This is a genomic window from Terrabacter sp. 2TAF16 (genome assembly GCF_052115065.1).
Classification (GTDB): domain Bacteria; phylum Actinomycetota; class Actinomycetes; order Actinomycetales; family Dermatophilaceae; genus Terrabacter.
Genome location: NZ_JBFRFZ010000004.1, coordinates 96,505 through 119,725 on the forward strand (window position 1 = coordinate 96,505; position 23,221 = coordinate 119,725).

A 23,221-nucleotide genomic window follows, 5' to 3' on the forward strand; every position below is an offset into this window, starting at 1 on the left:
GGTGCCTCAGCCGCCGCTCTCGGCGGTCCGCTGCAGACCGTCGAGGGTGGCCTTCGGGGAGCCGTTCATGGCGCCACCGAGGTTCTGCTGGACGGCGAGCTTGACCTTGTCCCACGTGGGGTCGTCGGTCGGCGTGAGCTTCGCGTTGGGCAGCGTGTTGAGGTAGACCTGCAGCGCCTTCTCGTTGGAGAAGTACGCGACGCCCGACTTCGTGACCGGGAGGAAGCCCTCGGCCTTGATGAAGGTGTTGACCTGGTCGGGGGTGTAGTAGAGGTTGTAGAAGGCCTTGACCGCCTTCTCGTTGCCCGGCTTCTTGAAGGCCATGAGGTAGTCGGTGACACCGAAGGTCTTGCTCTCGGTCCCGTCGTTGGACGGGAACGGCGCGACGGCGTAGTCGACCTTCTTGTCCTTGTCGAGGTCGGCCGCGAGCGGGCTGAAGCCGATGACCATGCCGGCGGTGCCGGACTTGAACAGGTCGAAGGCGTCGGCGCGGTTGGTGCGGGCCGGGTTGTTCTGCGTGACCTTCTCGTCGGCGAGCTTCTTGAGGAAGTCGAGGGTCGCGACGTTCTTGTCGGAGTTGATGACCCAGTTGCCGTCGGTCTTCCAGTCACCGCCGTTGTTGAACAGCCACATGGAGAACTCGCCCTGAGCCTCCTCGGGGCCGAGCGGGAGGGCGTAGCCGACCTTGCCGCCACCGAGGGCGGTGATCTTCTTGGCGTCGGCCTCGAGCTCGGTCCACGTCTTCGGCGGCGCGGCGATGCCGGCCTGCTGGAAGAGCGTCTTGTTGTAGAAGAAGGCGCGGGCCGAGGACAGGTCGGGGAAGCCGTAGAACTTGCCCTGGTAGGTGCCGTACTTGACGAACGTGTCGAGGATGTCGTCCTTGACGACGGCCGGGAGCACCGCGTCGGAGTCGTAGAGCAGGCCGTCCTTCGCGTAGCTGGCGTACGCGTTGAGGTTGAGGATGTCGGGGGCCTGGTTGTTCTGGATCATCGTCGATGACTGCTGGTCGATGTTGTCCCAGCTGACGACCTGCACCTCGAGGGTGTATCCGGTCTTGTCGTGGTACGTCTTGGCGAAGGCGTCCCAGAACGCCTTCGTGTGGTCCTTGGAGTACTCGGCCGCGACGAGCTTGATCGTCTTGGCCTCCTCGGCGGTGCCGCCGGCCGTGCCCCCCGGTGCCGTACCGGCACCTGTCCCTCCGCCGCATGCGCCGAGGGCGAGGCCTGCGATGGCCAGCCCCGCGACGACCACAGACTGCTTCGTCGACCTCATGTCTCTCCTTGGTTCGGTGCCGGACGTGGTGGCAACGTGATCACGCGCCGACCCGGTCACACAATTAGGCCAACCTAGAGGGGCGTCTTTGCCATCCGCAAGAGCAATTCTGACTGGATGTTCATCAATTCGATCACAATCACGCAAGGGGGCGTCGCTCGGTCAGACCTGGTGAATCTCGACACCGGCCTCGCGCAGCGCGTCCACCTCGTCGCGGTCAGCGCCCACCGTAGTGACGAGGTGGTCGATGCGCTCGGCGGGACAGATCGAGGCGAAGGTCCGCACTCCGAGTTTGTCACCCGTGGCGACGCAGATGACCTGTTTCGACCGTTCGATCATCGTGCGGATGATGGCGGCCTCCTCCTCGTGCCGGCACGTGGCGCCCTCGCGGGCCGACAGCCCGTTGACGCCGACGATGGCGACGTCGAGCCACAGCTGCTGGAGCACGAGGGTCGCGAGTGGGCCGGTCACCTCGTAGGACTCGGGCCGCGCGACCCCGCCGAGCGAGACGCACTGGACGTGCGGCCGGAGCACCGCCTCGGTCGCGATGTTGAGGGCGTTGGTGACGATCGTGATCTCGCCGTCGGCCGCGAGGTCCTCTCGCGCCGTGATGGCCCGTGACGTCGCGGTCGTCGTCGTGCCGCCGTTGAGGCCGATGACCTGGCCGGGCAGGACGAGCGCGGCCGCCGCCTCGGCGATCCGCGTCCGGTCGTCGTCGGCCATGCTGCTGCGGTAGCGGTAGGGCAGCTCGTAGGCGACCGACGTCGCGACGACGCCACCGTGGTTGCGGGCCACGAGCTGTCGCTTGGCGAGCTCGGAGAAGTCTCGCCGGATGGTGGCCTCGCTGACGCCGAGCAGCTCGGCAGCCTCGCCGACGCCGAGGCGGCCGGTCGTGGCGAGGCGGTCGAGCATGATCGACCAACGACTGGCGCGGTTGCGGGCGAGATCGCTCTCTTCGGTCACGCGCTGACGATACCGCGCAGTTCGAGCAATGGACATGTGCATCTCTGCGCGTTTACGCTGTGTTTCGCGCAAACACAATCACCATCGTCACGGCGAGAGCCGTGTGACCGTCGAACCGTCGGGAGCCACCATGCCGCAGACCACGCACCTCGCCCAGGAGATCGCCACGCAGCCGGACGACTGGGAGCGCGTCGTCACGCGCCTCGACGACGTCGCGCGGCACCTCCCGCGCCCCGGTGAGCGGGTCGCGACGATCGGGTGCGGCACCTCGTGGTTCATGGGACAGGCGTATGCCGCCCGCCGCGAGGCGCTCGGCCAGGGCCCCACCGACGCGTATGCCGCCTCCGAGCACCAGCTCGCGCGCGGCTACGACCGTGTCGTCCTCATCAGCCGCTCCGGCACGACGACCGAGGTCATGGCCGTCGTCGAGGAGCTGCGCGCCTCGGGCACGCCGCACGTGTCGATCGTCGCGACGGCCGGCACCCCGGTGGCCGAGCGCTCCGACGCGACGGTGCTGCTCGACGACGTCGACGAGCAGAGCGTCGTGCAGACCCGCTTCGCCACGACGACCCTCGCGCTGCTGCGCGCCTCGCTCGGCGACGACCTGGGTCCGGTGGCCGAGCAGGCCCGAGCCGTCCTCGCGGAGGACGCGTCGGCGGCATACGGCCACCTCGCGCTGGCGGAGCAGGTCACCTTCCTCGGGCGCGGCTGGTCCAACGGCATCGCCAACGAGGCCGCGCTCAAGCTGCGCGAGTCGGCACAGTTCTGGTCGGAGTCCTACCCGGCGATGGAGTACCGCCACGGACCGATCAGCATCGCGGCGCCGGGGCGGGCCGTGTGGGCCTTCGGTGAGGTGCCGGAGGGGCTGCCCGAGCAGGTGCGCGCGACCGGGGCCCACTTCGAGCACCGCGACATCGACCCGCTCGCCGACCTCGTGCGCCTGCACCGGCTGTGCCTCGGCAAGGCCGACGCCGCCGGCCTCGACCCCGACGCGCCCCGCAACCTCACGAGAAGCATCGTCCTCACCTGACACGTCGAGAGGCCAAAGTCTGCGGGTCTCGGCGACTCGAGAGGCCAAAGTTCGCGACGCACTTTGGCCTTTCGACGTGCGCCCACCCGCGAGCTTTGGCCTCTCGACGGTTTGACGAGCGGCCAGACGTGGCCTTTCGACGGTTAGTGGAGGGCTAGGAGCTGCATCAGGCGGGCGGCCTCGTCGGTGACGGCGTCGCGGGCGGCGCCGAGGTACTTCCTCGTGTCGACCGTCGGCGACGCCTCGAGCCGCTCGGTCATCGCCCGCGTGAAGACCTGGTTGAGGTGCGTCGCGATGTTGACCTTGGTCATCCCGGCCCGCACCGCGGCCACGAGCCCCCCGTCGGGCACCCCGGACGAGCCGTGCAGCACGAGCGGCACCGGCACCGAGCGGCGCAGTGCCGCAATGAGATCCGTGTCGAGCTGCGCCGTGCGGTCGGTCATCGCGTGGCTGCTGCCCACGGCCACCGCGAGCGCATTGACGCCCGTGTCGGCGACGAACCGGGCCGCGTCGTCCGGGTCGGTGCGCACGCCCGGCGCATGGACGCCGTCCTTGCCGCCGACCTCCCCGAGCTCGGCCTCGACGCTGACCCCGGCCGCGCGGCAGAGCTCGACGACACGACGGGTCACGGCGCGGTTCTCGTCGTCGGGCAGCGTCGAGCCGTCGAACATCACCGACGTCAGCCCGAGCCGGACCGCCTCCTCGACGAGCGAGACGTCCTCGGCGTGGTCGAGGTGGACGACGACGGGCTGCGCACACGCGTCCGCGATGGCGAGCGTCGCCGCCGCGATCGGTGCGAGCGCGCCGTGGTAGCGCACGCAGTTCTCGGAGATCTGCATGACGACGGGTAGCCCGACGCGCTCGGCCGCCGCGGCGTAGGCCTCGGCGTGCTCGAGCTGGATGACGTTGAAGGCCGCCACGGCACGGCCGGCGGCTGACGCCTCGGCGAGCAGGGGCGTCAGGGCGGAGCGGGTCACAGACGGATCTCCTCGATCTCGACGGTGGGGAGCAGACGGCTGACGTCGGCCGGGTCGACGGCGCCGGCGACGGGTTGGAGCACCGCCGCGGCCGACCAGGCGACGCCGCGGCGCAGGACCGAGGCCCACGCCTCGGGACCCTCCGGCAGGTCGCCGTCGCCGTCGAGGTCGGCCGCGAGCGAGGCCGTCAGGGCGTCACCCGCGCCGGTCGGGTTGCCCGAGAGCGGGCGTGGCAGGTGGGCCCGGAGGGCGACGTCGTCGTGGACGAGGACGAGGCCGTTCGTGCCGTCGCTGATGATCGCGGCACGGGCGCCGGCCGCCACGAGCGCGCGGGCGGCCCCGGGCACGGACGGCACCTCGCCGCGGCCCAGCCCGGTGAGGGTCTGGGCTGCCTCGACCCGATTGGGCTTGACGAGGTCAGGCCGCATGGCGAGGGCGCGCGACAGGGGAGCGCCGCTGACGTCGAGGACGACGCGGAGACCGGCCTCGTGGGCCAGGCGGGTGACCCGGCGGACGAGGTCGGGGGCGGTGCCCGGCGGGAAGCTGCCCGACACCGTCAGTGTCGACGCCTCAGGGGCGAGCGCCTCGATCTCGTCGGCGACGCGGTCCCACACCCGCTGCGACTGCCCGATGCCGGGCTCGTTGAGCAGGGTCACCCGGCCGCTCGCCTCGACGACAGCGACCGAACGGCGCGTGGGGCAGGGTGACGGGACGAGCCGGTGCGGCACCCGGCGGGCCCCGAGGTCGGAGGCGAAGAGGTCGAGGTCCATCTCGCCGACGGGCGCCACCGCGACGGACCGGCAGCCCATCGACGTCAGCACCGCAGCGACGTTGAGCCCCTTGCCGCCGGCACGCTCGCTGACGGAGGCGACGCGGTGGGTCTCCCCGAGCGCGACGAAGGGGACGGCATACGTGATGTCGAGCGCCGGGTTGGGCGTGAAGGTGACGATCATCGACCGACGAGGTCCAGGGCGATGGTCGCGGCGCCGAGCGAGCCGGCGCGGTCGCCGAGGGCGGCGCCGCGGACGGCGACGTCGTCGCGACCACCGAGGCGGGCCGTGAGGGCTGTGCGCAAGGGCTGGAGCAGGGTGTCGCCGGCGTGGACGAGCCCGCCGCCGATGAGGACGAGCTCGGTGCCGGCGGCTGCCACGACAGGGGCGACCATGATGGCGAGCGCGTCGATGGCCTCCTGCCAGATGCGTCGGGCCTCGGGCTCCCCGGCCTCGGCGCGGCGGGCGACCTCCTCGGCGTCACCGACGAGCCCGGTCGCCTCGGACCAGCGGCGCCCGATGGCGCCGGCGCTCGAGAGCGCCTCGAGGCAGCCGCGCTGTCCGCACGCGCAGAGCGGGCCGTCGGGCACGACGACGATGTGGCCGATCTCGCCGGTCCACAGCGAGCCGGTGACGAGCTGGCCCCGGCAGAGGATGGCACTCGCGAGACCCGTGCCGAGCGGCACGAAGAGCACGTTGTCGGCCTCGCGCGCGGCTCCGAGGCGGTGCTCGGCGAGCAGCCCCGAGCGCACGTCGTGGCCGATGGCGACGGGCACGTCGACGTGGGCGGCGACGCTGCCGCGCAGGTCGAGGTCGCGCCAGCCGAGGTTGGCCGACCACACCCCGATGCCGGTCACGTCGTCGACGAGCCCGGGCACGGCCACCCCGACGGCGAGCAGGTCGACGGCCTCGTCGACGCGGGCCGTCAGCTCGACGACGGCCTCGGCGGCGACCTCGCCGAGCTGGTCGCCGACCTTGTCCGGCGTCGGGCGGACGGCCTCGGCGAGCACCTGGCCGTCGGGGGTCACGAGGGCCGACTTGATCCGGGTGCCGCCGACGTCGATCCCGACCACTGCTTCGCGCATCACGACGCGCATTCTATGAGCATTACTGCACGGTTGAACACCTGATCGAGCACATTTGGACACTTGAGTCGCAGCGCGGGCACGCCGCACAGCCTCCCACTCGCAGCCCTGCGCCGCTCGCGAAGTCGCTCACCGCAGGTAGAGGGCCCGGGCCGGGCACAGCTTCACCGCCGTGTCGGCCGCCGCCCTGCCGTCGTCGCCGACGACGCGGTCGCCCGCGACGACCGGGTAGCCCCACTCGTCGAGGGTCACCCCCGCGAGCAGCTGCGCGCAGACGCCGTGCCCCGAGCAGGCGACACGGTCGACGGCCAGGCGCCGCTCGCGGACGAGCCCGAGGCGTCGGCGCGTGTGGTCGGCTCCGTCCTCGGTCGCGCGCTCTGCGGGCACGTGGGTGGGCGTGGACATCGGCCCTCTTCGGGGGTCCGCGCGCGTCCGCGGCCTACCGGATCGGCTGACCGCGCGGGGCCTCAGGCGTCAGGGGCTGCGTCTGGTGCTGCTTCCGGGGCTGCTTCCGGGGCTGCGTCGGGCCCGGCGCCGTGGCGGGCGAGGAAGGCGGCGGCGGCGTCGGCGACCTCTCGCCAGCCGCTGTCGACGACGAGCGAGTGCCCACGCCCCGGGATCTCGATGATCTCGGTGGGGGCGGGGTTCTTCAGCTGACGCTTGTAGGAGGCGTGCGCGATGGCCCACGGCACGATGTGGTCCTTCTCGCCGCTGATGACGAGGAGCGGGCCGCGGTCGGGGTTGTCGGTGTCGACGCTGGCCTCGGTGCGCGGGTTGAGGTTCGCCGTGGCGGCCTGGAAGAGCGGGCGGCCCGGCGCCGCGACGGGATACGTGCGATAGAGGTCGGCGGCCTCCTCAGCGCTGACGGCGTTGGCGAAGGCGTAGCGGTACTGGTCGAAGGTCAGCGAGACGTGCCGGTTGTAGTTGGCCGGGTTGATGAGCACGGGAGAGCTCGCGCGCAGCGCCGAGACGGGGAGGGGCAGCACGCCGCGGAAGGGCGCGGGGTCGACGGCGACGGAGGCTCGGGCGAGACCCTGACCGGCGAGCTTCTGGGTGATGAGGCCACCGAAGGAGTGACCGATGACGACCGGCTCGCGGTCGAGCAGGCGGATGACGTCGGCGACGTGGTCAGTGACCTGGCCGACGGTCTTGCCGGCGAAGACCTGTGGGTGGGCGCGGGCCTCCTCGACGGTCTCGGGGTCGTCGGGCCAGCCGGGGGCGAGCGTGGCGTAGCCGAGGGACTCGAAGTGCTCGCGCCACGCGTCCCAGCTGCTCGGGAGCAGCCACAGTCCGTGGACGAAGACGACGGGCTGGCGGCCGCTCGCGTTGGCGGCCTCGACCTGGGCGCGCTCGGTGGCGGTGATGACGGAGGTGGCGGCGGGCGTGGCGGGTGGCGTGGTGCTCATGGTGTTCTCCCGTGCGGTGAGGGGGCGGATGGGTCCAGCAGGCAGAACGATCGTTCTACAGTAGCCATTCCCGTCGGCGTGCGCCAGAGGTCGGGCGCACCGGTTTCGCCCCGGCTCACGGACCGCGCGAGCCGGTCGAGCACCTGCGTTAGCGTGGCGACGTGGACGAGCCGACGAGGACGCGGACCCCCGGCCGCGAGCGCCTGCTCGCCGCCGCCTCCCGGCTCTTCTACCGCGAGGGCATCAAGGGCGTCGGCGTCGATCGCATCCTCGAGGAGGCCGGCGTCACCCGCGCCACGATGTACCGCCACTTCGCCGGCAAGGAGGCGCTCGTCGTGGCCTACCTCGAGTCCGAGGACGCCACGCTGCGCGGCTACTTCGCCGACGCCGAGGCCGACGGCGGGACCCCGACGGAGCTGCTCGGCCGGATCATCGACACCATCGCGCTCGACATCACGAGCTATCACACGCGCGGCTGCCCCTTCGTCAACGCGGCGGCGGAGTTCCCCGACGCCGACAGCGCGGTGCGGCGCATCGTCACCGCACACCGGACCTGGCTCCGACAGTCCCTGTCCGAGCTGGCCCGCGCCGCAGGGCTGCCCGACCCCGAGGCCTCGGCGGCGGCGCTCGTCCTGCTCCGCGACGCCGCGCTCGTCGGGGGTTATCTCGACGGGGTCGAGGTCACGGCCCCGGCGTTCGTCGTGACGGCGCGTCAGGTCGCCGGGCTCGACGCCTGAGGGTCCGGCTCAGTCGCCGGCGCGGGCGAGCGCCACGGTCTTGGGCACGACGAGACGCCAGGCGTCGATGACGATCTCGCGCATCCGGTCGACGTCGAGCGCGTCGAGGCGCACCTCGACCCAGTTGAAGCGTAGGTCGGACCGGCGCGGCATGAGGAAGACGTCGGGCTCGCTCGCGACGAGCACGTCGCGCTCCTCCTTGGGGAAGGCGAACCCCATCTGCGTCTCGTCGGCGGAGAACGCGAGCCACACGATCTTGCCGACACGGAACTTCACGCGGTCGCGGACGAGCACCTCGTACGAACGGGGGAGCTGCTCGGCCACGCGCCGCACGTCGTCGATGGTCACGGGCACCCCTCCACCCTGCCATGCACGCCGGAGCGACACGCCGTCCGAAGCCTCTGACTCCGAGGGACCGCTCGCTCCCTCACCCCCCTCGCCCGGACCCGGCCCGGCACCCCGCCCGACCCCTTCCGCGGACGCACGCGACGGCATACCCTGCCCCTGTCGCGACCTCGACGGCCCCCGGGCCGGGCGGGCTGAAACGTCGACTCCCTGACACACCGACAAGGAGACGACGTATGCCGTCCAACCCCACCCCGCCCACCGTCCCGCAACGCCTGCTCGCCTTCCTCGACCGCCTCGGCGCCGAGCTCGACCGCCGCGGCGACGCCGTCGCCCTGCTCGGTCTGGGCTCGGTCGGTCGCGACCTGCACCGCCTCGACGAGCACTCCGACGCGGACTTCTTCGTCGTCGTCGACGACGCGGCCACCCGCGACCGCTACATCGCCGACATCGACTGGCTCGAGGCCGCGCACCCGGTCGTGTGGTCGTTCGAGAACAGCGACCTCGGCCGCAAGGCGCTCCTCGAGGGCGACCTCTTCGCCGAGTACGCCGTCTTCGCCCTCGCCGACATGGCGACCGCCGGCTACCCGCCGGGCCGCATCCACTGGAGCCGCGCCGACGCACCCGCCGGCCTCGAGGTCCCCACGGCCCCACTGCCGCAGCCGCCCTCGCTCGAGCACGAGGTCGGCGAGGCCATCACCAACCTCTACGTCGGGCTGCACCGCGACCTGCGCGGCGAGCGCCTGACCGCGACCCGCTTCATCCAGGGGTATGCCATCGACCGCTGGGTCACGGTGCTCGGCCACCTGGGGCTCGGGCACGGCGCGCAGCAGGACGTCTTCGTCGTAGACCGCGGTGTCGAGCGTCGCTTCGGCCGGGACCTGCTGCCGCTGGCCGACCTCGTGCCCGGCTACGAGCGCAACGCCCACGCGGCGGCCACGCTCCTGCGCCTGCTCGAGGCCCACGTCGCGCTGGACCCGACGATCGTCGCGGCCGTCCGCGACCTCATCACCCGGTCGGCGGCCGACGCTCAGTCCCGGGCGGGCTCGAGCTCGAGCTCGTAGACGAGCAGGGTCAGCGTGGCGATCGGTGACCAGTCGCGCTCGGGGGCGCGGGTGAAGCCGAAGCGCTCGTAGACGCGGTGGGCGGCGTGCATCATCGGCTGGGTCGAGAGCACGACGCGGCGCCGTCCGAGGGCCCGCGACCGGTCGATGCACTCGCGGACGAGGGCCGTCCCGATGCCACGGCCGCGGCCCTCGGGCGCGACGGCGAGCGTGCGGAACTCGGCCTCACCCGCGCGCGCGACGTCGGCGAACGGGCCGGGAGCTCCGACGAAGGCCACGCCGCCGAGGACCGTGCCCGCGTCGTCGACCGCCACGAGGACGTCGGCGTGCTCGGCCCGACGCCCGACATCGCGGAGCACGGCGAGGTAGGGGTCCGCGTCGCCGTAGTCGAGCAGCCCGTCGTCGAGGTAGGCCGCGGCCGTCAGCTCGCCGAGCCGTTCGTAGTCGTCCGGGCGCACTGCCCGGATCGTGAAGCCGTCCATGCGCGCCAGTGTCGCAGCCGCGGGCCGACCGTCGTCCGAGATGTCTCCCATGTGACCGGCAGGGGGCACCCAGCCGGTTCGCAGAAACCGCACCTACGTTCCGAGATGGCTCGAGCGAGCCGCCTCGGGGGCTACAGGGAAGGGGCAGCATGCGCACACACACCACGCGCAGCAGGACCGTCGTGGGGGTCGGGCTCGCCGCGAGCGCCCTCGCGCTCGGCACGACCTTCGCCGCCGGGTCGGCGGCGTCGGCCGCCGGCACGGACGGCAGCGACATCGTCTACACCGTCCACCCACTGACGAAGCAGTTCTCCACGGGCACGAAGCCGGGCGCGCTGCCGACACCGTCGCAGTGCGTGGCCAGGATCGGGCTCGCCTGTTACACGCCGGCCCTCATCCGGAAGGCGTACGACATCCCCGACGGGTGGACCGGCAAGGGACAGCGCATCGTCGTCGTCGACGCCTACGGCAGCCCGACGGTCCGTGCGGACCTCGACGTCTTCAGCCAGACGTTCGGCCTGCCCAAGGCCGACCTCAACGTCTACTACCCCGGAGGTGCTCCGCAGACGAGCACGGCCCACCGGGGCCAGCCACTCAACTGGGCGGGGGAGACGAGCCTCGACGTCCAGTGGGCGCACGCCATCGCACCCGACGCGACGATCAACCTCGTCGTCGCGCCGAACAACTACGGCAACGCGCTCAACGTCGCCGTGAAGTACGCCGTCGACCACGACCTCGGCGACGTCCTGTCGATGAGCTACGGCGCCGACGAGGCCGCGATCAAGGGCAGGGGCAACAACCTCCAGCTCCAGCAGTCGCACGCGAACTTCGCGGCGGCCGCCGCCAAGGGGATCTCGCTCTTCGCCTCCTCGGGCGACGACGGCGCCTCGAACGGCGGCCCGGCCCTCGCGGCCGGCTACCCGGCCTCCGACCCGCTCGTCACGGCGGTCGGCGGCACGAACCTCTTCGCGAGCGACACCGGCGCCTACCAGGGCGAGACGGTGTGGGGGGACGAGGCGTCGTGCGCCGTGCACCAGCCGTTCGGCTGCACGCTCGGCCCGATCGGCGCGACGGGCGGCGCCCCGAGCACGGTCTTCCCGGTGCCCGGCTATCAGGCCGGCGTCAACGGCAACGCGATGCGCACGACGTCGGACGTGTCCTACAACGCATCGGTCTACACGTCGGTCTTCGTCTACGAGGGCTTCAACGCCAACCCGGACGACAACGGTTTCTACTTCTACGGCGGCACGAGCTCCGGCTCGCCGCAGTGGGCCGCGATCGGCGCCCTCGCCGACCAGCAGGCGGGTCACCGTCTGGGCGCCCTCAACCCGGCGCTCTACGCGATCGGCACCGGGGCGACGCACGCGCTCGCCTTCCACGACGTGACGTCGGGCAACAACGCCTGGCACGGGCCAGGCCTCGACGCGAAGGTCGGCTACGACGACCCGACCGGCCTCGGCTCACCGGACGTCTCGAACCTCGTGGGGCAGCTCATCCACTGACCGACCCCTCCGAGCACGTATGCCGTGTCGTGGCCACCCAGCACCCCGCTGGGTGGCCACGGCCGTCAGGGCCTCGTGGCGGCCTGCTCCACGAGCTTGGTGAACCGGGCGGAGTAGTGCGTGAACCCGCCGGCGTGACTTGCATCGTCGAAGGTGACCGTGGTCGCGCCGGCCCGGGCAGCCATGTAGCGCTGCAGCGCCGGGTCGATGACCCGGTCGGCGCCGGAGACGGCATACCAGGACGGGATGGTGGGCCAGGCCACGTCTCCGGAGGGCGCGAACAGGATGCTGAGGTCCGTGGGCGTCTGGGCACGGTCCAGGGTGGCTGCGAGCCGGGGGCTCAGGTCCTGTGCGAAGTCGTCACGGAAGCTCGTCGACGTGATCGTCGCGCGACCTGCGCTGTCGAAGGTGAGGTGACCGGGCGCGAGGAACGCGGCCGGCGCGTAGCCCGCACCCAGTCCGATGATGCTCTCCCCGGCCGCTGGGACGAACGCTGCCGTGTAGACCAGCGCGGTCACGTCGCCGCGCCCGGCAGTCGCGTCGGAGATGACGAACCCGCCGTAGGAGTGCCCGACCACGACCTTGGGACCGGCGACCGCGTCCAATGCCGCCCTGACGGTCGCGATGTCGGCGACCGTGCCGGACAGTGGCAGTGACACTGCGACCGTGCGGTAGCCGTCCTTCCCCAGGGCGGACGAGACCTCGTCCCACGAGGACGCGCCCGCGAAGGCGCCGTGCACCAGCACGATGGTCGGCAGCGTCGAGACGGATCGCGGCGACTCGGAAGCGGCCGGGGCGGCCAGGGCCGGGGAACCGGCGAGGAGGGCGACGAGCGCGGCGAGAACCGCCACCACGACACCGGTCAGCCAGGAGGACCGCTGGACGTTCCCGGCACTGCGTCTGCTCCTCGTCCGGGCGGTCTCTCGGAGGTGGTCGGGCGGCGCAGCTGTCGATGGGGTGGTCTCGGTGCCGGACCGGTTGCCGTACATGTGGTTCTCCTCGGGCTCGGATGCTCAGGTCGTGGTGATGAGGCCGCCGTCGATGGCGACGTCGGCTCCGGTGATGTTTCCGGCGACGTCGCTGGCCAGGAAGGCGACCAGGTTGGCCACCTCGCCGGGCCGGGTGAAGCGACCGGTGGCGGACTCACGGGCCGCTGCGGCGGCGACGGCGGAGGGGTCCGTGCCCTGCCGTGCGGACACCGCGGCAGCGACACCTCCGGCGCCGAGCCACAGGTCGGTGGACACCGGCCCGGGGCTCACGGTGTTGACCCGGATCCCCTTCGGGCCCAGCTCCTTCGAGAGGGACTTGCAGAAGCTGCGCAACGCCGCCTTGGCCGCGCTGTAGTCGATGACGCCCGGGTCGGCGAGGACGGCGTTGACCGAGCTCGTGCAGACGATGGCACCCCGGCCACGAGCCAGCATCATCGGCAGGGCGGCGCGGGTGGTGCGCACTGCGGCCATGAGGTTGAGCGTGTAGCTGGTGGCCCACTGGTCGTCCGTCACGGCGGCGAAGCCGTCCAGGCGCGGGGTCACCGCTCCGACGTTGTTGACGAGGACGTCGAGACGCCCGTGTCCGGCTGCGGCGTCGACGAGATGGGCCACCCCGTCCGGTTGACCGAGGTCGACGGCGACGTAGTCCACCGTTCCCGTGCGAGTCAGCGCCTCGAGCTCGGGCGAGCTCTCGCGCGCGCCGGCCACCACGGTGACTCCCTCGTCGGCCAGCACCTGCGTGATGGCGAGCCCGATCCCCTTGCTCGCGCCGGTGACGATGGCGACCTGCCCGGCCAGCCCCAGATCCATGGTCAGAGTCCCTGCTCGCGCAGCCACGCCAGCACGGCCTTGGCGATCTCGCTCCATCCGTTGTCGATCGTCAGCGAATGGCCCCGACCCTCGAACTGACGCAGCTCGGTGACAGCGGTGGAGTGACGGTACTGCTTCAGCGTCGATCGGGTGACGGCGTCGGGCACCGTGTGGTCCTCCAGCCCGGAGATGAGCAGGAGCGGTCCGCGCGTGGTGTTGCGAGTGTCGACCTCGGCCTCGGAGTGGAGCGAGAAGTTGGCGGCCGCCGCCTGGAACAGGGGCTTCGCGGGGGAGGGGATGCTCCACCGCTCGTAGAGGGCGTCCGACTCCTCCTCGCTCACGGCGTTGCCGAAGCCGTAGCGGAACTCCTTCCCCGTCAGCGAGACCGCCCGGTTGCGGTTGGCCGGGTTGCCCAGTGCGGGCAGTCCGGCGCGCAGCTGGGCGAGCGGCAGCGGCAGGACGCCCTTGATCTGCGCAGGGTCGATGGCGACTGCTGCGGCCGCCTTCCCCTGGCCGAGCAGCTTCTCGGCGATCAGGCCGCCGAACGAGTGGCCGATGACGACGGGCGGCTCCGAGGAGCCGTCGCAGAGGGACGCGTAGTGGTCCGTCACGTCGTCGATGCCCAGCCCGGCGACGGCCTCCGGCTGCTCTCGCGCCTCGGACACGGTCTCGGGCTCGTGGGGCCACCCGGGCGCGGAGGGCGAGTAGCCCGACCGCGCGAAGAGCTCGACCCACGGGGTCCAGCTGGTGCTGTGGAGCCACAGTCCGTGGATGAAGACGACGGGGCGCGGGGCTGGCTGCATGAGGGTGCCTCCGAAAGAGATGCGGGCTGGGCGACCTCCTGGCCGTCCACGGGGTGTCGCAGGGGACGGCGACGGTTCCGAGTCTTGTCGCAGCCGTCGCCACACGTCCAAGACCCGTTCCGAACGGATCGATAACCGCGAGATCCCCTCCGGCAGCGGCCGGCTCGATAGCGTGGGCGACGGAGACCGACACCCCGCTACGCCCATCCAGTCCACGGCCTCCACGGAGGCGTCGGCATGGACCTGGAGCTTCGACTGGTGCGCTACTTCGTGGCGGTCGCCGACGAGCTGCACTTCGGTCGTGCAGCGGCACGGCTCTACGTGAGCCAGCCGGCCCTCTCCAAGCAGATCCGCAAGCTCGAGGACCAGCTCGGCGAGCCCCTCTTCGTGCGGGACAGCCGGCATGTGACCCTGACGACGCGAGGGGAGCGGTTCCTCGTGGACGCCCGTCGGCTCCTGGCGCTGGCGGACTCGATGTCCGCACGGACCCGACCCGAGGGGGTGAGCATCGCCCATGTGTTCGAGCTGTCCACGAGCCAGGTCGTCGCCGACGCCTTCAGGCTCGCCGAGCCGGGGATCCCCCTGCGAGAGCACGCCATGGACAGCGTCACCCAGCTCAACGCGCTCCTGCAGGGCCGGCTCGACGTCGCCATCCTGCGCGTCACGCCGCGGATGAAGGTCGCACACCCCACCGGCTGGCGCCACCGGCTCCTGCGCCTCGAACCCCTCGTGCTCGTGGGCCGACACGAGGATGGGCACCAGGGGCGGGTGTCGTTCGGCGAACGGCCGTTGCACGTCTTCGGGGACCCGCCCAGCTCCGGAACCTACAACGCGCACGGTCAGTACCTGACCGCCCTGGAGCAACGACTCGGTCTCACGATGCAGTGGCTCGGAACACCGGGCGCCTTCAGTCACTGCCTCTCGCACGTTCGATGGGCACCCGACAGCATCCACTACCTCGAGTTCCTCAGCTACGCGGAGAAGTACGTCGCCGAGGGGCTGCACATGTCCTGGCCCGACGAGATCCAGCCGTACTATCCGTGGTCGCTCGCCTGGCGCGCGGACGACGTGGACGCGACGACGACTCGTCTCATCGAGGTCTCGGTCGGCGCGGCCGAGGACCTCGGCTGGCTGGCCTCAGGGCGGGACGGCAGACACGCCCCTGCCTGGTTGCCGGAGGACGACCCTGCCTGGGCGGAGGTCCTCACAGCCGACGCGGGCGGGCACGGGACGGGTCCGGCGACGGGCGCGGCAGCGGAGATGGCGCCGGGCCCCTGACCCAGATCCCGGACCCAGGTCTCCTCCCAGACGCGGACCTCCGTCTGCCGTGCTGCGGCTTGCGCCGTTCTTGCGGAGTTCTTGCCGGTGTGTCCGACGGTGTCTTGCACCACGACGACGAGAGTTCGCGACATGAACTCGGTCATCGTCGACGGAGCAGCCTCCCTGGCTGCGGCTTGGCCCCTCGCCCTTCTCACCATCCTCGTCGGCTCCCTCTTCGCCACGGCCTACGTCCGCGCCGGGCGGCCGACGGGCGCCGGGCCGCGTTGGGACGACGCCCGCCCGGGCCGGGCCTGCCGCGCGGCCGGACACAGCTACCTCAAGCGCGAGACCGGATGGTGCTGCTCGCAGTGCGGTGACGAGATCGCCGAGCAGACGTACGTCCCGCAGGTCGCCGGGGCGGTCGGCGGCGCCTGAGCGCAGGCGTCCAGCGGTGCGCGCCCTCGTCAGTGGTGCACGCTGCACGACGCACTCATCGTCCGAGCGCGCACCCCGTGAGTGCAGCCCGCACCGGTGAGCGGGTGATCCGGTGCGTCAGGCGGCGAGACGCCAGGCGAGGACGCCGAAGAGCACACCGAGCGAGTTCGTCGCCCAGTGCATGCCGACGCTCGCGAAGAGGCTGCCGCTGCGCCGGCGCAGCTCGCCGGCGAGGACTCCACCGAGCGCCGTGAAGAGCACGGTGCCGCCGACGACGGCGGCCTTGGCGAAGGGGCCCAGCCCGGACACGGCGGAGCCGATCGCCTCGTTGCCGGTGGCCGAGGCCATGGCGGGGAAGATGTGCCAGAGGCCGAAGAGCAGGGACGACCCGGCGAGCACCTGCCACATCCGGGCGTGCCGGGAGAGGAAGCCCCAGAGCACGGAGCGGAAGGCGACCTCCTCGAGCAGGATCGTGCCGACGGGGATCATGACGAAGGCCGTGAGCAGCGCACCGGCCGGGGGCAGGTGGTAGCGCGCGTCGAGGAAGGCCGTGCGCGTCATCGGGAGCAGGATGCCGACGAGGTAGACGAGCCCGACGACCGCGATGACGCCGAGTCCCCAGCGGATGCCGCGGGCGTGGGTGTGCCGCGCGAGGCCCAGCTGGTGCCAGGACAGGCCCTGCCACCGGGCGAACGCCAGAAGGGCGACGGCACCGCCCGGGCCGAGCCACATCGTGTCCCAGCCGAGCACGTGGTTGGCCACGTTGACGCCGGCGAGGGCGAAGACGACGGCCACCGTGGCGGCCAGCCGGGCGCGACGACCGCGGGCGATGAGCGCCAGTCGACGCCTCCGCACCGGGTCGTGACCACGGTCGTGCAGCGCCTCGGGAGAAGTCTTGACGACGCCGTCGGTCGGGGATGCGACGGCGGAAACGGGGCTCACGACTGGGCTTCTCATTGCCTCGATTTTCGCACGTCAACCTGTGCGAGACCTGTGCTGAAGCGGGCCGGCGACACCGTTCGCCACCCGGTTCACAGGCGCCCCAGACGACCCCACGGCCACGTCCGGCGCCGGAGAGCGTCAGACATCCCGTCAGACATCCCGTCAGACATCCCGGGGCGTTTACCGACACATCGGCGCCCCTGTCGCTCTATCGTCTCCGCATGACGACATCGCCGGTACAGGGGCCGGTGCTGGCGAGGGTGCGTCCGGACGCGTGGCGACGCGTCCGCTACGGACTCCTCGTGGCCTGCTTCGTGCTGCTCGGGTGCGGCCTCCTGCTCGGCTCGGCTCCCTCGTCCCTCGCTGACCTCCGTGAGGGTGTCGTGTCCGGCCGCATCGCGGAGGTGCACGTGTCAGGGGGACTGCCCCCGGGCGCGACCGGATACGCGACGGTGACGCTGGCGTGGCGCGAGGGCGGCCTGGGCCGTTACGCCGAGGTCGTCGAGGCGAGCGACCCCGCGGCCGCGTCGCCGAGCGAGGTCGGCGGTCGAGAGGTCGTGACGGCGGACGTCGAACAGACGCTCCGCGCACTCGACCCGGGCGTGCGCATCGTGGCCGAGACGTGGTCCGACCCCGGGCAGAAGCTCGCCGGATGGCGGGTGCCCGGGTGGCTGCCCGGGGTCGGGTTCGTGCTCTGGCTCGCCACCGTCGCCCTGGTGTCCAACGGCGCGCAGCCGTGGTGGGCCACCCGCTGGGCCTGGTTCTGGGCGCTCTTCTCCCCGGCGGCGGTCGTGGCCGTCCCGCTCTTCCTGCTCGTCTCGGGCCCGCCGCCCGGCGTTGCCGAGACGCGTCCGACCGGACGGCGGCTCACCGGCGGGTGGGCCTTCATCCTCATCTTCCTCACGGCGCCCGCCGCCTGGACCGCCCTCGGCGGCCGCTGATCGGAGGCCTCAGCGGCGCCGCTCGACGAGGCCGCGGACGTACTCGGCCTGACCGAGGTGCTTGACCGCGTCGTCGAGGACGGAGACCAGGCGCACCGCCACCGTGACCGGCGGGTCCCAGCGGTCGTCGACGACGCGGGCGTATGCCGTGTCGTCGAGCTCCTCGACGAGCGCGACGGTGCGCTCGTGCACCGCGGCGTGGTAGGCCGCGAAGAGGGCCGGGTCGGCGACGGTGAAGCGGCCCACGTCGGCCGAGGACATGCTCCAGCCGTGGGTGTCCGCCCGGTAGGGCAGCCCGAGCGCTCGACCCAGCCGTCGCCCGTCCACACCGACTCACTCGCGTCGGTCAGCTGCGCCACCTGGTCGTCCTGCTGGCGCGCGAGGTGCCAGACGAGCCACGCGATGTGGTTCGCGTCGGCGTCGGGGCGCCAGAGCAGCTCGTCGATGGAGAGGCCGTCGACGACCTCCGGCAGGGCGTCTCGGATGCGGCCGAAGCCGTCGAGCATCAGGTCGCGTGCGATGTCAGTCGTCATGTCGTCCACCTAACCAGCATGCATCCGACGCCGAAACAGCATCCGGCCGTGCCGGCACCACGCGGATCCGGATCCCTTGCACCAGAGACGCGCCGGACGAAACGGACCTTTGCCACCCGATGTATCTGGACGGCCCGTCCGGTCTCTGAACCCCCGCGCCCACCACACGCAACGACGCCGGGCGCCCCGACCCAGGAGACCAGCAATGACGACCACCCTCACCCCCACCGCCCGACGGGCCACGAGCCTCGCCGGACTCTGCGACGGTGCGGTCCACCTCCCCGGCGACCCCGGCTACGACGCGGCACGGATGCCGTGGAACGTCGCGCTCGACCAGCGTCCGGCCGCCGTCGCGCTGCCCCGCACCGTCGCGGACGTCCAGGCCGTCGTCCGCGCGGCCGCGGCCGCCGACCTTCGGGTCGCCCCCCAGAGCACCGGCCACAATGCCGGCCCGCTCGTCGGGCGCGGTCTCGAGGACGTCGTCCTCGTCCGCACCGAGCGGATGCGCGGCGTCACCATCGACGCGACCCGCCGCATCGCCCGGGTCGAGGGCGGCGCCCTGTGGATCGACGCGACCGAGCCCGCGGCCGACCACCGGCTCGCGGCGCTGCACGGCAGCTCGCCGGACGTCGGCATCGCCGGCTACAGCCTCGGTGGTGGCATCGGCTGGTACGCCCGCAAGCTCGGCCTCGCCTCCAACAGCCTCACGGCCGTCGAGCTCGTCACCGCGGACGGCGAGCACGTGCGCGCCGACGCGACGCAGAACGTCGAGCTCTTCTGGGCGCTGCGCGGCGGCGGCGGCAACTTCGGTGTCGTCACGGCGCTCGAGTTCCGCCTCTACCCGATCGAGACGGCGTATGCCGGCATGCTCGTCTGGGACCGCGACCAGGCCGAGCGCGTGCTGCGTCGCTGGGCCGACTGGGCGCCCGAGGCCCCCGACGCCGTGACGACGTCGTTTCGCTTCCTCGACCTCCCGCCGCTGCCGGCGATCCCCGAGCCGTTGCGCGGCCGGTCCCTCGTCGTCATCGACGGGGCGGTGCTCGGCTGCGACGCGGAGGCCCACGGGGTCCTCGGGATGCTGCGCGGCCTCGGTCCCGAGATCGACACCTTCGACCGCGTCCCGGCCCGGTCGCTGACCCGGCTGCACATGGACCCCGAGGGCCCGACGCCCGCCGTCTCGGACGGGACGCTCATCGGCGAGCTCGGCGACGCGACGATCGACACCCTCCTCGAGCAGGTCGGCCCCGGCTCGACGTCGTCGCTGCTCTCGACCGAGCTGCGCCAGCTCGGCGGCGCCCTGGGCCGTGCGCCCGAGGGCCACGGCGCCCTCGCGACGATCGACGCGGCATACGCCGTCTTCGCCGTCGCGATCGCGGCGACGCCGGAGCTCGCGATGCAGGGACAGCTCGACGCCCACGCGCTCACCGGCTCCCTCGAGCCGTGGTCGACGGGCCGCAGCTACCTCAACTTCGCCGAGAACGAGGTCGATGCCCGCACGGGCTACACGGAGTCGGCGTGGCTGCAGCTCAAGGGGATCCGGTCTGCCTACGACCCCGACGACCGATTCCTCGCCAACCACCGCGTCGCCCGCCTCTTCGAGGACGGTGCGGTCACCGAGTGACGACGCGAGTGACGACGCGTTCGAGGTGATCGCGTGAGCCACGGGCCCCACGCGATCACCTCGACGGGAGTCAGAGAGTCACGAGGACGAAGGCCTCCACCGGCTCGCCCTTGCCCTTGAGGGCGAGGGCGCCGAGCGGCTCGGTCGTGGCACCGGGGAGCATCGCGAGGGTGTCGGCGGTGACGGCGACGCGCCCGACGGGGGCCTGGCCCTCGATCCTCGAGGCCACGTTGACGGCGTCGCCGATGACGGTGTGGGTGCGTCCACCCTCGCTGCCGAGCACGCTGACGAGCACCTCGCCGCTGTTGATCCCGACCCGGAAACGCGGCCAGCCCGGGTGCTGGTCGGCGATCCGCGCCGTCTCGACCTGGAGGTCCAGGCCCGCCTGCGCGGCCCGCCGGGCGTGGTCCGGCTGGTCGCCGAGCCGGTTGAAGGTCGCCATGATCGCGTCGCCGATGAGGCGGTCGATCGTGCCGCCGTGCCGTTTGACGACCGCCGGGATCGCGACGGTGAAGTACGCGTTGAGCATGTCGGTGACCTCGCTCGGGTCGTGGGCCTCCGAGAAGGTCGTGAAGCCCTTGAGGTCGGCGAAGAGGATCGACATCTCGCGACGCCCGGCGAGGGTGTCGGCGGTGTAGAGCGCGGCGTAGCGCTCCTCGTGCCACGACTGCTGCGCCCCCCATGCGACGAGGACGAACGCGGCGAGCATGAGGACGTGCCAGCCCCACCACGAGTAGTGCCAGTTCGGGGCCAGCACGATCGCGACCATCGCCTCGGCGAGGAGCACCATCGCCGAGGCCATCGCCGCGGGCAGCAGCCCACCGCGCTGCCACCAGAGGCGTACGTACGTCACGGCTGCCACCCCGAAGAGCACGACCGACACGACGCCCGCGACGACCATCGGCGGGGAGTCGCGGGCGAGCCCCGGCCCGGCGCCGAACGGCCCGAGCCGCAGCAGCGAGGCGACGCCCCACACGACCATCGTGACGAGCAGGGCGACGCGCAGCATCCGCGCCCGCCGCATCTCGGCGGCCGCCCGGTCGGCCTCCACCTCGCGCACCGACGCGACCGCGAAGAGCGAGCCGATGGCGATGCCGACGGGGGTGGAGATGTTGAACCCGGCCGAGGCGGTCTCGAGCAGCATGTGCGGGGTCGCGAGGGCGTGCAGCCCGAGGAAGCCCGAGGCGGACAGGAACGCGAGCGAGACATACATGACGCGCACGTCCCCGCGTCGCACCGCCGCCGCCCCCGTGCCGTATGCCGTGAGCGCGCTGAGCACGGCTGCGCCGAGGACCATCCAGAAGTGGGTCGGGTCGTGCTGCCACTGCATGTCGAGCTGCTCGGAGAGCCGCAGGACGGCGAGGCCGAGCAGCGGCAGCGTCAGCGCGACGGCACCGACGGCCGCGCGCCGCCGGGCGCCGGGACGTCCCTCGCCGGGTCGGTCAGCCATCGGGGTCGGCCTGCGCTTCCGAGCTCCTCGACCGCGACGCCGCCTCGACGAGCGAGAGGTACTGGTGCACCTCCGACACGACGACCGACCCCTCGCCGACCGCGGACGCGACACGCTTGACCGACCCCGCGCGCACGTCCCCGACCGCGAAGAGGCCCGGCACCGAGGTCTCGTGGGCGCACGGGGGCCGCTCGAGGGTCCAGGCACCGGCCTCGCGCACGTCGGCGCCGGTCGGCAGGAAGCCCCACAGGTCGCGGGTGACCGCCTCGGGCAGCCACGCCGTGTGGGGCTGCGCGCCGATCATGACGAAGAGCCCGTCCGCCGGGATCGAGCGCCGCTCGCCGGTCGTGCGGTCGGCGACGACGACCTCGGACAGCCAGCCGTCGCCGGTCCCGTCGACGACGTCGGCGTTCGGGACGACCGTGATCGTGGGCGATGCCTCGATCTCGTCGATGAGGTAGCGCGACATCGTCGCCGAGAGGTCCGGGGTGCGGATGACGACGGTCACGTCCGCGGCATACCGCTGCAGGTGGAGGGCCGCCTGGCCGGCCGAGTTGCCGCCGCCCACGATGACCGTGTGCGCTCCGGCGAGTCCGTGCGCCTCGGAGACGTTCGCGCCGTAGTAGACGCCGGACCCGCTCAGGGCCTCGAGCGACGGCACCCCGAGGCGCCGGTAGGCGACCCCGGTGGCGAGCAGCACCGCCCGCGCCCGCACATCACCCACGTCGGAGACCGTGACGACGAACCACGAGGTGCCGTCGGCGTCGGTGGTCCGGTCGATCGCCGTGACGCGCCGGGTCAGGACGAACCGCGCGCCGAAGACCCACGCCTGCTGGAAGCCGCGCTGGGCCAGCTCCGCGCCGGAGACCCCCCGCGAGAAGCCGAGGTAGTTGCGGATGAGCGAGCTCGTGCCGGCCTGGCCGCCGAGCGCGTGCTCCTCGACGCAGAGCACGGACAGCCCCTCGGACGAGCCGTAGACCGCGGCCGCGAGACCGGCCGGCCCGGCGCCGACGACGAGCAGGTCGACCTCGCGCACCTCGTCGCGCGCCCCGTCGCCCCCGTCGCCCCGGGGCATCGAGAGGTCGGTCCCGATGCCCCAGGCCTGGCAGATCTCGACGTCGGTCGGGTCGAGCAGGACGCGACCGCCCAACGCTGCGAGCCAGATGACGAGCGGACCGTCCTCGTCGTCCGGGCGCGGGGCCTCGATCGCCCGGAGCAGGTCCACCGCCTCGGCCGAGCCGCGGTCGAGGTACGCGTGCGGGATCCCGTTGCGGGTCAGGAGGGTCCGGACCGCATGACCGCGCGGGTCGCGGGCCGCACCGACGACGACCACCTCGCGGCGGCGGTTCGCGACGGTGCGCGACCAGACCTGGACGAACTCCGAGACGGTGCGGCAGAAGAGCTCGTCCGGCGAGGTCCACGGCTGGAGCACGTAGTAGTCGATGTCGCCGAGCGACATGCCACGCAGGATCGCCTCGGCCGTGCGCCCGTCGGCCCAGGCGCCCCACGGCACGAGCAGGGCGCGGGCGGCGTCCGGGTGCAGGGTGCGCACCGACCGAAGGAGCTCGGCGCCCCCGAGGACGGGCAGCCACGGGTCGGCGAGGACGAGCGCGACGGGGTCGCGACGCTCGGACGCGAGCTCGAGGTGGTGCAGGGCGACGGCGCTGTCGGACTCGCCGCGCACCCGGAAGTCCGCGCCGAAGCGCCGGGCCAGCTCGGCCTCGGTCCGGGCGAGTGCATCGAGGTCGTGGTCGACGACGAGCAGGAGAGGACGGGTCATGGAAACCCCCCGTGCAGTGGGCGG

24 protein-coding genes and 1 pseudogene are annotated in these 23,221 nt (G+C 72.4%); 8 read left to right on the forward strand and 17 right to left on the reverse strand.

What is annotated here, in order from left to right; translation table 11 throughout:
• Nucleotides 1–6: 6 nt before the first annotated feature.
• The gene (locus tag AB4Z14_RS05975) at nucleotides 7–1,272 is read right to left on the reverse strand and encodes an extracellular solute-binding protein (protein WP_442274409.1); all 1,266 of its coding nucleotides are present in this window, start codon (nucleotides 1,270–1,272) and stop codon (nucleotides 7–9) included.
• A gap of 162 nt (nucleotides 1,273–1,434) precedes the next feature.
• On the reverse strand, nucleotides 1,435–2,235 hold the full coding sequence (locus AB4Z14_RS05980; protein ID WP_442274410.1) for a DeoR/GlpR family DNA-binding transcription regulator: 801 nt from the start codon (nucleotides 2,233–2,235) through the stop codon (nucleotides 1,435–1,437).
• A gap of 130 nt (nucleotides 2,236–2,365) precedes the next feature.
• Between AB4Z14_RS05980 and AB4Z14_RS05985 the strand changes: the two genes are divergently transcribed.
• Nucleotides 2,366–3,265 (forward strand): SIS domain-containing protein, encoded by a 900-nt coding sequence (locus tag AB4Z14_RS05985; protein ID WP_056780888.1) that lies wholly within the window; start codon nucleotides 2,366–2,368, stop codon nucleotides 3,263–3,265.
• A gap of 143 nt (nucleotides 3,266–3,408) precedes the next feature.
• Here AB4Z14_RS05985 and AB4Z14_RS05990 read toward each other — a convergent pair whose 3' ends face one another.
• The 5 genes from AB4Z14_RS05990 to AB4Z14_RS06010 all read right to left on the reverse strand — a co-directional run bounded on the left by AB4Z14_RS05990 (nucleotide 3,409) and on the right by AB4Z14_RS06010 (nucleotide 7,503).
• Entirely contained in the window at nucleotides 3,409–4,242 is an 834-nt protein-coding gene (locus AB4Z14_RS05990; protein ID WP_442274411.1) for a class II fructose-bisphosphate aldolase, read from the reverse strand.
• A complete protein-coding gene (locus AB4Z14_RS05995) occupies nucleotides 4,239–5,195 on the reverse strand; it encodes a 1-phosphofructokinase family hexose kinase (RefSeq protein WP_442274412.1) in 957 nt (318 codons plus the stop codon). The genes AB4Z14_RS05990 and AB4Z14_RS05995 overlap by 4 nt, the downstream gene beginning before the upstream one ends.
• On the reverse strand, nucleotides 5,192–6,097 hold the full coding sequence (locus AB4Z14_RS06000) for an ROK family protein (protein ID WP_442274619.1): 906 nt from the start codon (nucleotides 6,095–6,097) through the stop codon (nucleotides 5,192–5,194). Before AB4Z14_RS06000 ends, AB4Z14_RS05995 begins: the two co-directional genes overlap by 4 nt.
• A gap of 129 nt (nucleotides 6,098–6,226) precedes the next feature.
• Nucleotides 6,227–6,502 carry a ferredoxin gene (locus AB4Z14_RS06005; RefSeq protein ID WP_442274413.1) on the reverse strand — a complete coding sequence of 92 codons (276 nt, stop codon included), beginning with the start codon at nucleotides 6,500–6,502 and terminating at the stop codon, nucleotides 6,227–6,229.
• Nucleotides 6,503–6,564: 62 nt separating this feature from the next.
• Complete coding sequence (locus AB4Z14_RS06010) at nucleotides 6,565–7,503, reverse strand: alpha/beta hydrolase (protein ID WP_442274414.1); 939 nt, start codon at nucleotides 7,501–7,503, stop codon at nucleotides 6,565–6,567.
• Nucleotides 7,504–7,664: 161 nt separating this feature from the next.
• Here AB4Z14_RS06010 and AB4Z14_RS06015 point away from each other — a divergent pair, with 161 nt between their 5' ends.
• Nucleotides 7,665–8,240, forward strand: a complete 576-nt coding sequence (locus tag AB4Z14_RS06015) for a TetR/AcrR family transcriptional regulator (protein ID WP_442274415.1) — start codon at nucleotides 7,665–7,667, stop codon at nucleotides 8,238–8,240.
• 9 nt (nucleotides 8,241–8,249) lie between these two features.
• Here the strand turns inward: AB4Z14_RS06015 and AB4Z14_RS06020 are convergent, their stop codons facing one another.
• Entirely contained in the window at nucleotides 8,250–8,588 is a 339-nt protein-coding gene (locus tag AB4Z14_RS06020; RefSeq protein WP_235509681.1) for an MmcQ/YjbR family DNA-binding protein, read from the reverse strand.
• A gap of 233 nt (nucleotides 8,589–8,821) precedes the next feature.
• On the opposite strand from AB4Z14_RS06020, the gene AB4Z14_RS06025 reads away from it, so the two are divergent.
• Nucleotides 8,822–9,649 carry a hypothetical protein gene (locus tag AB4Z14_RS06025; RefSeq protein WP_442274416.1) on the forward strand — a complete coding sequence of 276 codons (828 nt, stop codon included), beginning with the start codon at nucleotides 8,822–8,824 and terminating at the stop codon, nucleotides 9,647–9,649.
• On the opposite strand, the gene AB4Z14_RS06030 is transcribed toward AB4Z14_RS06025, so the two are convergent.
• Nucleotides 9,616–10,131, reverse strand: a complete 516-nt coding sequence (locus tag AB4Z14_RS06030) for a GNAT family N-acetyltransferase (protein WP_442274417.1) — start codon at nucleotides 10,129–10,131, stop codon at nucleotides 9,616–9,618. The two genes, AB4Z14_RS06025 and AB4Z14_RS06030, sit on opposite strands and share 34 nt — an antisense overlap.
• 149 nt (nucleotides 10,132–10,280) lie before the next feature.
• Here AB4Z14_RS06030 and AB4Z14_RS06035 point away from each other — a divergent pair, with 149 nt between their 5' ends.
• The gene (locus AB4Z14_RS06035) at nucleotides 10,281–11,633 is read left to right on the forward strand and encodes a S53 family peptidase (protein WP_442274418.1); all 1,353 of its coding nucleotides are present in this window, start codon (nucleotides 10,281–10,283) and stop codon (nucleotides 11,631–11,633) included.
• A gap of 65 nt (nucleotides 11,634–11,698) precedes the next feature.
• On the opposite strand, the gene AB4Z14_RS06040 is transcribed toward AB4Z14_RS06035, so the two are convergent.
• Genes AB4Z14_RS06040 through AB4Z14_RS06050 form a run of 3 tightly spaced genes read right to left on the reverse strand, consistent with a single transcriptional unit; the run spans nucleotide 11,699 to nucleotide 14,235 of the window.
• Nucleotides 11,699–12,622: an alpha/beta hydrolase gene (locus AB4Z14_RS06040; RefSeq protein ID WP_442274419.1), complete on the reverse strand. Its 924-nt coding sequence runs from the start codon at nucleotides 12,620–12,622 to the stop codon at nucleotides 11,699–11,701.
• 24 nt (nucleotides 12,623–12,646) lie between these two features.
• Complete coding sequence (locus AB4Z14_RS06045; protein WP_442274420.1) at nucleotides 12,647–13,432, reverse strand: SDR family NAD(P)-dependent oxidoreductase; 786 nt, start codon at nucleotides 13,430–13,432, stop codon at nucleotides 12,647–12,649.
• 2 nt (nucleotides 13,433–13,434) lie between these two features.
• Nucleotides 13,435–14,235, reverse strand: coding sequence for an alpha/beta hydrolase (locus AB4Z14_RS06050; RefSeq protein ID WP_442274421.1), 801 nt, complete (start codon nucleotides 14,233–14,235; stop codon nucleotides 13,435–13,437).
• Nucleotides 14,236–14,472: 237 nt separating this feature from the next.
• On the opposite strand from AB4Z14_RS06050, the gene AB4Z14_RS06055 reads away from it, so the two are divergent.
• The gene (locus AB4Z14_RS06055) at nucleotides 14,473–15,513 is read left to right on the forward strand and encodes a LysR family transcriptional regulator (protein ID WP_442274422.1); all 1,041 of its coding nucleotides are present in this window, start codon (nucleotides 14,473–14,475) and stop codon (nucleotides 15,511–15,513) included.
• Nucleotides 15,514–15,645: 132 nt separating this feature from the next.
• Nucleotides 15,646–15,930: a hypothetical protein gene (locus AB4Z14_RS06060; protein ID WP_442274423.1), complete on the forward strand. Its 285-nt coding sequence runs from the start codon at nucleotides 15,646–15,648 to the stop codon at nucleotides 15,928–15,930.
• 117 nt (nucleotides 15,931–16,047) lie between these two features.
• Here AB4Z14_RS06060 and AB4Z14_RS06065 read toward each other — a convergent pair whose 3' ends face one another.
• Complete coding sequence (locus AB4Z14_RS06065; protein ID WP_442274424.1) at nucleotides 16,048–16,872, reverse strand: CPBP family intramembrane glutamic endopeptidase; 825 nt, start codon at nucleotides 16,870–16,872, stop codon at nucleotides 16,048–16,050.
• 221 nt (nucleotides 16,873–17,093) lie between these two features.
• On the opposite strand from AB4Z14_RS06065, the gene AB4Z14_RS06070 reads away from it, so the two are divergent.
• Nucleotides 17,094–17,813, forward strand: coding sequence for a hypothetical protein (locus tag AB4Z14_RS06070; RefSeq protein WP_442274425.1), 720 nt, complete (start codon nucleotides 17,094–17,096; stop codon nucleotides 17,811–17,813).
• 9 nt (nucleotides 17,814–17,822) lie between these two features.
• Here the strand turns inward: AB4Z14_RS06070 and AB4Z14_RS06075 are convergent, their stop codons facing one another.
• Both AB4Z14_RS06075 and AB4Z14_RS06080 read right to left on the reverse strand, forming a co-directional pair.
• Nucleotides 17,823–18,074, reverse strand: a complete 252-nt coding sequence (locus tag AB4Z14_RS06075) for a mycothiol transferase (protein ID WP_442274426.1) — start codon at nucleotides 18,072–18,074, stop codon at nucleotides 17,823–17,825.
• 29 nt (nucleotides 18,075–18,103) lie between these two features.
• Nucleotides 18,104–18,346: pseudogene (locus AB4Z14_RS06080) on the reverse strand (DinB family protein); the annotation flags it as partial.
• Nucleotides 18,347–18,551: 205 nt separating this feature from the next.
• On the opposite strand from AB4Z14_RS06080, the gene AB4Z14_RS06085 reads away from it, so the two are divergent.
• Nucleotides 18,552–19,967 carry an FAD-binding oxidoreductase gene (locus tag AB4Z14_RS06085; RefSeq protein WP_442274427.1) on the forward strand — a complete coding sequence of 472 codons (1,416 nt, stop codon included), beginning with the start codon at nucleotides 18,552–18,554 and terminating at the stop codon, nucleotides 19,965–19,967.
• Between the two features lie 70 nt (nucleotides 19,968–20,037).
• Here the strand turns inward: AB4Z14_RS06085 and AB4Z14_RS06090 are convergent, their stop codons facing one another.
• Both AB4Z14_RS06090 and AB4Z14_RS06095 read right to left on the reverse strand, forming a co-directional pair.
• Nucleotides 20,038–21,417 (reverse strand): adenylate/guanylate cyclase domain-containing protein, encoded by a 1,380-nt coding sequence (locus AB4Z14_RS06090; protein ID WP_442274428.1) that lies wholly within the window; start codon nucleotides 21,415–21,417, stop codon nucleotides 20,038–20,040.
• A complete protein-coding gene (locus AB4Z14_RS06095) occupies nucleotides 21,410–23,197 on the reverse strand; it encodes an FAD-dependent oxidoreductase (RefSeq protein WP_442274429.1) in 1,788 nt (595 codons plus the stop codon). The genes AB4Z14_RS06090 and AB4Z14_RS06095 overlap by 8 nt, the downstream gene beginning before the upstream one ends.
• Nucleotides 23,198–23,221 lie beyond the last annotated feature (24 nt).